The 6542-nt window shown below is 73.1% G+C and carries 7 protein-coding genes; 5 read left to right on the forward strand and 2 right to left on the reverse strand.

Annotated features, from left to right (window positions below):
* The first annotated feature begins 140 nt into the window (after window positions 1-140).
* The 4 genes from LG632_RS29140 to LG632_RS29155 all read left to right on the forward strand — a co-directional run bounded on the left by LG632_RS29140 (window position 141) and on the right by LG632_RS29155 (window position 4244).
* Window positions 141-1223, forward strand: coding sequence for an ALF repeat-containing protein (locus LG632_RS29140; RefSeq protein WP_226730878.1), 1083 nt, complete (start codon window positions 141-143; stop codon window positions 1221-1223).
* Between the two features lie 152 nt (window positions 1224-1375).
* Entirely contained in the window at window positions 1376-3040 is a 1665-nt protein-coding gene (gene ettA / locus LG632_RS29145; protein ID WP_226730880.1) for an energy-dependent translational throttle protein EttA, read from the forward strand.
* An 11-nt stretch (window positions 3041-3051) separates the two neighbouring features.
* Window positions 3052-3501 carry an acyl-CoA thioesterase gene (locus tag LG632_RS29150; protein WP_226730882.1) on the forward strand — a complete coding sequence of 150 codons (450 nt, stop codon included), beginning with the start codon at window positions 3052-3054 and terminating at the stop codon, window positions 3499-3501.
* Window positions 3498-4244: a DUF8010 domain-containing protein gene (locus tag LG632_RS29155; RefSeq protein WP_226730884.1), complete on the forward strand. Its 747-nt coding sequence runs from the start codon at window positions 3498-3500 to the stop codon at window positions 4242-4244. Before LG632_RS29150 ends, LG632_RS29155 begins: the two co-directional genes overlap by 4 nt.
* A 95-nt stretch (window positions 4245-4339) precedes the next feature.
* Here the strand turns inward: LG632_RS29155 and LG632_RS29160 are convergent, their stop codons facing one another.
* Window positions 4340-4753, reverse strand: a complete 414-nt coding sequence (locus LG632_RS29160; protein ID WP_226730886.1) for a globin — start codon at window positions 4751-4753, stop codon at window positions 4340-4342.
* Between the two features lie 85 nt (window positions 4754-4838).
* Here LG632_RS29160 and LG632_RS29165 point away from each other — a divergent pair, with 85 nt between their 5' ends.
* Complete coding sequence (locus LG632_RS29165) at window positions 4839-5825, forward strand: methyltransferase domain-containing protein (protein ID WP_226730888.1); 987 nt, start codon at window positions 4839-4841, stop codon at window positions 5823-5825.
* Between the two features lie 20 nt (window positions 5826-5845).
* Here LG632_RS29165 and LG632_RS29170 read toward each other — a convergent pair.
* The coding region (locus LG632_RS29170) for an FHA domain-containing protein (RefSeq protein ID WP_226730890.1) at window positions 5846-6542 on the reverse strand (697 nt) is incomplete at its 5' end.

Below are 6542 nucleotides of genomic sequence, written 5' to 3' on the forward strand. Positions count from 1 at the left end.
TGACCGCCCCCGCGGGCCCAGTCCCCGGTGAATGATCAATTCCGGATGAAGTGGGTGGTTGGGGGGCTTCCGGGGCGCCTACAGTGGGCCCCGAAGCTTGATCCACACAGTTGTGGTCCACGACGACACGATCGAAAAAAGTGGGTGCTGTCTTGAAGTTGTCCCGGATCGCCGCGGCGGTTACCGTCGCCGCCCTTGCTCCGGCTGTCCTGCTCTCCTCGCCGGCCTTCGCCGAAGGCGCCCCGCCCGCTCCCGCCACCGCGGGCCAGCCCGCGGGCAACCCGGCCGACAAGCCCGCCGACAAGCCCGCGGACAAGCCGGCCGACAAGCCCGCCGAGCAGCAGGCGAAGGAGGACCGGCTCGCGATCCTGGCGATCATCGCCGACCCCAAGGCCTCCGGGTACCTGCGCGAGGCCGCGCGCAAGGCGCTGGAGGGGACCCCGGCGCAGATGCGGACGTTCCTGGAGGTCGACGTCCCCCGGATCCGCCTCGACGACGCCCGGATCGCGATCCAGCGCCTCGCGCACGACGCCGGACCGCTCCTGCGCAAGGGGATCGACGACTTCTTCCACAAGCCGCACACCCTCGCCGACGCGCTCCGCTTCCTGGACGTCACCCAGCACGAGCTGCGCGACCAGGACAACGTCACGCTGATCACCCAGCTCGTCGGCACCGGCGGCCCGATCCTGAAGGACAAGGCCCGCGCCGCACTGAACGGCAGCGCCCAGGACCGCGCGGAGTTCCTCAAGACCGGCCAGCACGTGGCCCGTGACCTGGACAACAAGGTGCTGATCGCCCAGATCGTCAGCACCGGCGGCCCGGAGGTGAAGGCCAAGGGCAAGGCCGCCCTCGACGGCACCCCCGAGGACCGGGTGAAGTTCCTGGAGACCGGCCAGCACGAGGCCCGCGCCAAGGACAAGAAGGCCGAGGAGGAAGCCGCCAAGAACGGTCAGGGCAAGGACGGCAAGGGCACCGGTGCCACCAACGGCACCAACGGCAGCACCGGCACCGCCACCCAGACCGTCGCCACCGGCAACACCAACACCTCCGCCCTCGGCGGCCGCACCCTGGCCGCCACCGGCGCCGGAGACCGGACCACCTGGGCCGCCGGAGCCGCCGGCGCGGCCCTCGTCGCCGGGGCCGGCCTGATCCTCGCCGCCCGCCGCCACCGCTCCGGCTCCGCCGCCCCCGCGGCCGGCCCCGAGGCCGGATCCCAGGCCTGACCTGCGGCGATCCCGTAGCGTGCGGGGGTGCCGCCGCCCGCGGCACCCCCGTCGCGCACCCCGGGCCGCGAAGAACGGGTTTCCGCCGAGGGATGGACGTACGGCAAGATGGGGTGTATCTGCCCACCCATCGATCTGCCGGACGGTTTCTCTTGGCTGAGTTCATCTACACCATGCGCAAGACGCGCAAGGCGCACGGCGACAAGGTGATCCTCGACGACGTCACCTTGAACTTCCTGCCCGGTGCGAAGATCGGTGTGGTCGGCCCGAACGGCGCCGGTAAGTCCACCGTCCTGAAGATCATGGCGGGCATCGAGCAGCCGTCCAACGGTGACGCCTTCCTGTCGCCCGGCTACACCGTCGGCATCCTCATGCAGGAGCCCAAGCTCGACGAGAGCAAGACCGTCCTGGAGAACGTCGAGGACGGCGTCGCCGAGATCAAGGGCAAGCTCAACCGGTTCAACGCGATCGCCGAGGAAATGGCGACGAACTACACCGACGAGCTGATGGAGGAGATGGGCAAGCTCCAGGAGGACCTGGACCACGCCAACGCCTGGGACCTGGACGCCCAGCTGGAGCAGGCCATGGACGCGCTGGGCTGCCCGCCCGCCGACTGGCCGGTCACCAACCTCTCCGGTGGTGAGAAGCGCCGGGTGGCCCTGTGCCGCCTGCTGCTGGAGGCCCCCGACCTGCTGCTCCTCGACGAGCCCACCAACCACCTCGACGCCGAGTCCGTGAACTGGCTGGAGCAGCACCTGGCCCAGTACCGCGGCACCGTCGTGGCGATCACCCACGACCGCTACTTCCTCGACAACGTCGCCGAGTGGATCCTCGAGCTCGACCGCGGCCGCGCCATCCCCTACGAGGGCAACTACTCCACCTACCTCCAGAAGAAGTCCGAGCGCCTCAAGGTCGAGGGCAAGAAGGACGAGAAGCGCCAGAAGCGCCTCAAGGAGGAGCTGGAGTGGGTCCGCTCCAACGCCAAGGGCCGCCAGGCCAAGTCCAAGGCGCGTCTGGCCCGCTACGAGGAGATGGCCGCCGAGGCCGACAAGATGCGGAAGCTGGACTTCGAGGAGATCCAGATCCCGCCGGGCCCGCGCCTGGGCTCCATCGTGGTCGAGGTCAACAACCTCTCCAAGGCGTTCGGTGACAAGGTCCTCATCGACGACCTGTCGTTCACGCTGCCGCGCAACGGCATCGTCGGCGTCATCGGCCCGAACGGCGCCGGCAAGACCACGCTGTTCAAGATGATCCAGGGCCTGGAGAAGCCGGACTCCGGCGACATCAAGGTCGGCGAGACGGTCAAGATCTCCTACGTCGACCAGACCCGCGCCAACATCGACCCCAAGAAGACCCTCTGGGCGGTCGTGTCGGACGAGCTGGACTACATCAACGTCGGCCAGGTCGAGATGCCGTCCCGCGCCTACGTCTCCGCCTTCGGCTTCAAGGGCCCGGACCAGCAGAAGCCGGCCGGCGTGCTCTCCGGCGGTGAGCGCAACCGCCTGAACCTCGCGCTCACCCTCAAGCAGGGCGGCAACCTGCTGCTCCTCGACGAGCCGACCAACGACCTCGACGTCGAGACCCTGTCCTCCCTGGAGAACGCGCTTCTCGACTTCCCGGGCTGCGCCGTGGTCGTCTCCCACGACCGCTGGTTCCTCGACCGCGTCGCCACGCACATCCTGGCGTACGAGGGCGAGTCGAAGTGGTTCTGGTTCGAGGGCAACTTCGAGTCCTACGAGAAGAACAAGGTCGAGCGGCTCGGCCCGGACGCCACGCGCCCGCACCGCGCCACCTACAAGAAGCTCACCCGAGGCTGAGGCCGGCGAGCATGGCACGACACATCTACCGGTGCCCCCTGCGCTGGTCGGACATGGACGCCTTCGGGCACGTCAACAACGTCGTCTTCCTCCGCTACCTGGAGGAGGCGCGCATCGACTTCATGTTCCGCCTGGCGCCGGGCAACGGCTCCACGTCGTTCCAGGGCGGGTCCGTCGTGGCCCGCCACGAGATCGACTACAAGCGGCCGCTGGTGCACCGGCACGAGCCGGTCGTCATCGAGTCGTGGGTGACGAAGATCGGCGCCGCGTCGCTGACGATCGCCTACGAGATCAAGGACGCGGAAGGCTCCGGCACGGTGTACGTGCAGGCGTCCACCGTGGTCGTGCCGTTCGACCTCACGACCCAGCGCCCGCGCCGGATCACCGAGGAGGAGCGCTCGTTCCTCGAGGAGTACGTCGACGACTCGGCCACCTCCACGGGCTCGGCCCGCGCCGCATGAGCGGACAGCTGCGCTTCGCCGATTCCGGGGAGGCGGCGGACCTCGCCGCCTTCCTGGGCCGGCTCGTGCACTACGACCGCGCCGCCGCCGTCCGGCTCCAGGCCGGCGGCGGCGCGCTCGCCGTCTTCGGCCGTCCGCCCTCGTTCGAGGTCCTGGCCGTCCGTACGGCCCGGCTCGCCGAGCCGGTCGCCCTGGACGTGACGGTGTCCGCGGGGGAGCTGCTGGAGTCCGTGGACGAGCGGGCGGGGACGGCCGTCGTGCCGGCCTCCGTCACCGGACCGCCGTGGACCGGGGTGCTGCCGCCGCGCGGCGGCTGGACCGAGGTGCCGGGGCTGCCCGGCGTCGAGGCGATGCGGGCCGCCGTCGCCGCGGCCGTCCGGGAGTTCCGGGCCCGGGACGAGGCCCTGCCCCAGGACCGGCGCACCCGCGCCGAGCGCGACCGGATCGGCCGCGAGATCTGGTCCCGTACGCTCGGCGACACCGAGCTTCCGCTGCGCGCCGTCCACGCCGCGCAGTCCCTGGGCTTCCTGCGCCCGGTCCGGGCCGCGGTGCCCGGCGGCCGCACCGCGGCTGCGGCTGCGGGGGAGTCCGCCGCCGGGGCGCCGGCGCCCGGTGGGCCCGCCCCCGTCGCGCTGTTCGCCGCCGGGAGCTGGCTGCGCCTGCGCACCCCCTTCGGCTCCGTCGCCACCCGCCGCCCCGGCGGCGTGGGCGGCCTCGGCGCCCTCCAGGTCCGGCCGGTCTAGGCCGGCCGGTCCAGGCCGCGGGTCCAGGCCGCGGGTCCAGGCCGGGCGTCCAGGCCGGCGGTCCGGCCCGGCCCGTCCGGCCCGGGGACAGGAGCCTAGGCCTCCGCGTCCGCGGTGTTGATCATCGAGGCCGCCGCGTACGTCAGGTACCGCCACAGCTGGGCCTCGAGCTCCGGGGCCAACCCCAGCTCGTCCACGGCCTCCCGCATGTGGCGCAGCCACGCGTCGTGCGCCGCCCGGTCCACCCGGAACGGGGCGTGCCGCATCCGCAGCCGCGGGTGGCCGCGGTTGTCGCTGTAGGTGGTCGGACCGCCCCAGTACTGCATCAGGAACAGCGCGAAGCGCTCCTCGGCGGGACCGAGGTCCTCCTCCGGGTACATCGGACGCAGCAACGGGTCCTCGGCGACGCCCTGGTAGAAGCGCCGGACCAGGCGGCGGAACGTCTCCTCGCCGCCCACCTGCTCGTAGAACGTCTGCTCCTGAAGCGTGCCCCGCGGAATCTCATTCACCCGACCATCGTCTCAGACGCCCGGACGGAGGACCCCGGTCCTAGGACCACTCGCCTCCCGGCGCCCGGCGCAGCACAGTGGAGCCATGGGCGCACACGAGGCGCGGGCGCACCTGGTGGACCCGGAGGTCGCGCACGCCGCGCAGGTGCGGGAGCTGGCCGCCGCCGGGGTGTTGCGCGACCCGGCCTGGCGGGCGGCCTTCGCCGCCGTCCCGCGGCACCTGTTCGTGCCGTGGTTCTGGACGGGCCGCGGCGCGGGCCACGAGCGGCTGTGGTGCGAGGACCCCGACCCGGAGCGCCGGGCGCGCTGGCTGCGCGGGGTGTACGCGGACGAGCCGCTGGTGACGCGGATACGCGACGGAGAGCTGCTGTCCTCCAGCAGCCAGCCGTCCCTGATGGCGAAGATGCTGCACGCGCTCGACGTCCGCGACGGGGACGACGTGCTGGAGATCGGGGCGGGCACCGGCTACAACGCCGCCCTGCTGTGCCACCGGCTCGGCGACGAGCACGTGACGACCGTGGAGCTGGACGAGGAGATCGCCGAGTCGGCCCGGACGCACCTGGCCGGGCTCGGGTTCCACCCGGCCGTGGTCACCGGGGACGGCGCCCGCGGGTGCCCGGCCCGCGCCCCGTTCGACCGGATCCTCGTCACCTGCGGCCTGCCGCGGATCCCGCCCGCCTGGCTCGCCCAGTGCCGGCCGGGCGCCAGGATCCTGGGCCCGCTGTCCACCGGGCTGATCGCGCTGGAGGTCCGCGACGCCGGACTCGCGGAGGGCCGGTTCCTGCACAACCCGGCGTACTTCGTCCCGCTGCGCGGAGCGGGCGCGGCGCCGGCCGGGCCGGCGGGCGGGGTGCCGTACGAGCTGCTGGAGAACGACCGCTTCCAGTTCATGCTGATGCTCACGGCCGGCGCCCTGCACCCGCGGGAGGCGCTGGACCTGTGGCGCCGCGAGGGCCGGCCCGGGCGGGAGCGCTTCGGTGTGACGGTCACCCCCGAGGGCCAGTGGTCCTGGCTCGACGACCCCCAGGGGCCCTACGTGTGGCCCCTGGGGGAGGAGGGGGCCGGGAGCTGACCCGGCCCGGGCGGGGTCGGTCAGGCCCGGTCGCGGCGCACGGTGATGGTGGTCCAGGCACCCACGTGCACCCGGTCGCCGTCGGAGAGCTGGACCGGGACGTAGGGCTGGATGGGGTCCTCGCCGCCGTTGATCGTGGTGCCGTTGGTGGAGTTCTGGTCCACCACGGCCCAGCTGCCGTCCGGCTGCTGCACGAGCACGGCGTGCCGGTGCGAGACGCCCGGGTCCTCCGGGGGCACCGACAGGTCGATGTCCGGCCCCTCGGTGGCGGAGGCCCGGCGCCGGCCGATGGTGATCTGCCCACCGGACAGCGTGAGGTGCTGCTCCGGCGCGTACGCGGGCAGGTCCAGCCCGGCGGCCTCGGGGCCGCTGCGCCGCATCATCGCCGTGAAGTAGTCGCGGTCCGGGCCGATCGTCGCCGTCCACGGTCCGGACGGCCGCGGGACCGGCGGCGGGGTGGGGGCACTCGGCGCGACCGGTCGCTCGTACGACGCCGGGCCGAGGGCCGGGGCCGGAGCCGGGGCCGGAACCGGCGCGGGGGCCGTGGCCACGGGGGAGGCGGACGCGGGCGCGGCCGACGGGGCGGGGCCGGGGGTCGGCGGCTGGAGCAGCCAGTCGTCCTCGCCCTCGGCGACCAGCGGCTCGGCCGGCCGGTTGACCCGGGACGGCCGGGAGTCCTGGTAGCCGAACGCGTCGGCCTCCCGCGCGAAGCCCGGC

Source organism: Streptomyces antimicrobicus (genome assembly GCF_020532625.1).
GTDB lineage: Bacteria > Actinomycetota > Actinomycetes > Streptomycetales > Streptomycetaceae > Streptomyces > Streptomyces antimicrobicus.

Bases quoted from the DNA above. Each gene is read 5' to 3' on its own strand.
- LG632_RS29155 (WP_226730884.1), top strand. From the start codon at position 3,498: ATGAGCGGACAGCTGCGCTTCGCCGATTCCGGGGAGGCGGCGGACCTC.
- LG632_RS29150 (WP_226730882.1), top strand. From the start codon at position 3,052: ATGGCACGACACATCTACCGGTGCCCCCTGCGCTGGTCGGACATGGAC.
- LG632_RS29165 (WP_226730888.1), top strand. From the start codon at position 4,839: ATGGGCGCACACGAGGCGCGGGCGCACCTGGTGGACCCGGAGGTCGCG.